2 protein-coding genes are annotated in these 1823 nt (G+C 33.4%); one reads left to right on the top strand and one right to left on the bottom strand.

Translation table 11 applies throughout. From position 1 onward, the window contains the following. Window positions 1-13: 13 nt before the first annotated feature. Window positions 14-661, bottom strand: coding sequence for a protein-L-isoaspartate(D-aspartate) O-methyltransferase (locus tag B2X73_RS14955; protein ID WP_038332579.1), 648 nt, complete (start codon window positions 659-661; stop codon window positions 14-16). 71 nt (window positions 662-732) lie between these two features. Between B2X73_RS14955 and B2X73_RS14950 the strand changes: the two genes are divergently transcribed. Next, the gene (locus tag B2X73_RS14950) at window positions 733-1737 is read left to right on the top strand and encodes a Gfo/Idh/MocA family protein (RefSeq protein WP_114997742.1); all 1005 of its coding nucleotides are present in this window, start codon (window positions 733-735) and stop codon (window positions 1735-1737) included. Window positions 1738-1823 lie beyond the last annotated feature (86 nt).

The raw sequence follows: 1823 nt of genomic DNA, 5'->3' as shown, positions 1-1823 counted from the left end.
GGAGTTTTTTATTTTATTTATCTCGGCTTTCTAACATTGGTACAAATTTGAAATCTCCAAATTCGTAATGCTCAAATTGATCTTCTGATAATCTCATAATGACAATCATTCGTTGCGATTGTTCACCAACTGGAATCACCATTATTCCTCCAATATTCAATTGTTTTTTTAATTCTTCTGGAATTTCTGGCGCACCAGCCGTTACAATAATTTTATCAAAAGGAGCAAAAGAAGGTAAACCTTTGTAACCATCTCCATACGTTTGATAACGTGGCTCGAAATTGATTTTTTTCAACATGATTTTCGAGAAATCAAACAAATCTTTTTGTCTTTCAATCGTAAAAACTTCAACACCCAAAGCAACCAAAACAGCAGTTTGATAACCAGAACCAGTTCCGATTTCTAAGACTTTTTCATTAGGCTGAATGTCTAATAATTGTGTCTGAAAAGCAACTGTAAACGGATGCGAAATCGTTTGTCCAGCAGCAATCGGAAAAGCTTCGTCGCGATATGCGAATTCCGTAAATGCGCTGTCTAAAAATAAATGTCGTGGCACTAAATTAATAGCTTCCAATACGTTTTCATCTTCAATTCCTTTCGAGCGCAACAAATCAACCAACATTTTGCGTCGTCCTCTGTGTTTAAAATCGTCTACAGACATATTCCAAAATTTTTACAAAAATGCATTAAATACAACTTATTCTCATTAATTTTAACGGCAAAATCTACCAAATGTTAAAAGTAGGAGTGATCGGTGCTGGGCACCTTGGAAAAATCCATTTAAAGTTATTAAATCAATCGGAAAGATACGAATTAATTGGCTTCTTTGATTCTTTTGAAGAAAATGGAAAAAAAGTTGAAGCTGAATTTGGGTATAAATATTTTAGTTCGATGGACGAATTGATTGATGCTGTTGATGTTGTCGATATTGTGACACCAACGTTATCACATTATGAAGTGGCATTGAAAGTGATCGAAAAAAATAAACATTTTTTCATCGAAAAACCAGTTACGCATACCTTAGAAGAGGCAGATCATTTGTTGAAATTGACAAATGAAAAAGGTTTGAAAGCGCAAGTTGGACACGTAGAGCGTTTTAATCCTGCATTTACAGCGGCTGCACCTTTTATCGAAGAACCATTGTTTATTGAAACGCATCGTTTGGCAGAATTTAATCCGCGCGGTACAGATGTTCCTGTAGTTTTAGATTTGATGATTCATGATTTAGATGTGATTTTATCGATTGTAAAATCAGAAATTAAATCAATTCATTCGTCTGGAGTTTCGGTAATTAGTGATACACCTGATATTGCAAATGCTCGAATTGAGTTTGAAAATGGTTGTGTGGTGAATGTTTCGACAAGTAGAATGTCAATGAAAAATATGCGAAAAATGCGTGTTTTTCAACGAAATGCGTATATTTCAATTGATTTCTTGACGAAAAAGACTGAAATTATTAAAATGCACAAAGCGCCAGAAAATCCAAGTGAATTTGCGATGATTTTGGAAAACGATAAAGGAGATCGTAGAGAAATTTGTTTTGAACATCCAGAAATTTTACCAAATAATGCAATTTTGGATGAATTAGAAAGCTTTGCAGATTCTATTGTGAATAATTCACCAATTAAAGTTTCGTTACAAGATGGACGAAATGCATTGAAAGTTGCATTGGAGATTATTGCTTATTTTGAAAAAGAACAGCAAGTCATCAAAAATCAAACAATCGAGAAAGAATAAATCGATGTTAGATTTTAGAAGTTCGAATTTCGCTAAACGCATGAATATGATGTGATTTTGAAACAAGTTCCTTTAGATTTGAAAAT

Source organism: Empedobacter sp. UBA7252 (assembly GCF_002472765.1).
GTDB lineage: Bacteria > Bacteroidota > Bacteroidia > Flavobacteriales > Weeksellaceae > Empedobacter > Empedobacter falsenii_B.
Note: the sequence above shows the minus strand (reverse complement) of the source record. Positions and strands in the feature narration are given on the sequence as shown.

Bases quoted from the DNA above. Each gene is read 5' to 3' on its own strand.
- B2X73_RS14955 (WP_038332579.1), bottom strand. From the start codon at position 661: ATGTCTGTAGACGATTTTAAACACAGAGGACGACGCAAAATGTTGGTT.
- B2X73_RS14950 (WP_114997742.1), top strand. From the start codon at position 733: ATGTTAAAAGTAGGAGTGATCGGTGCTGGGCACCTTGGAAAAATCCAT.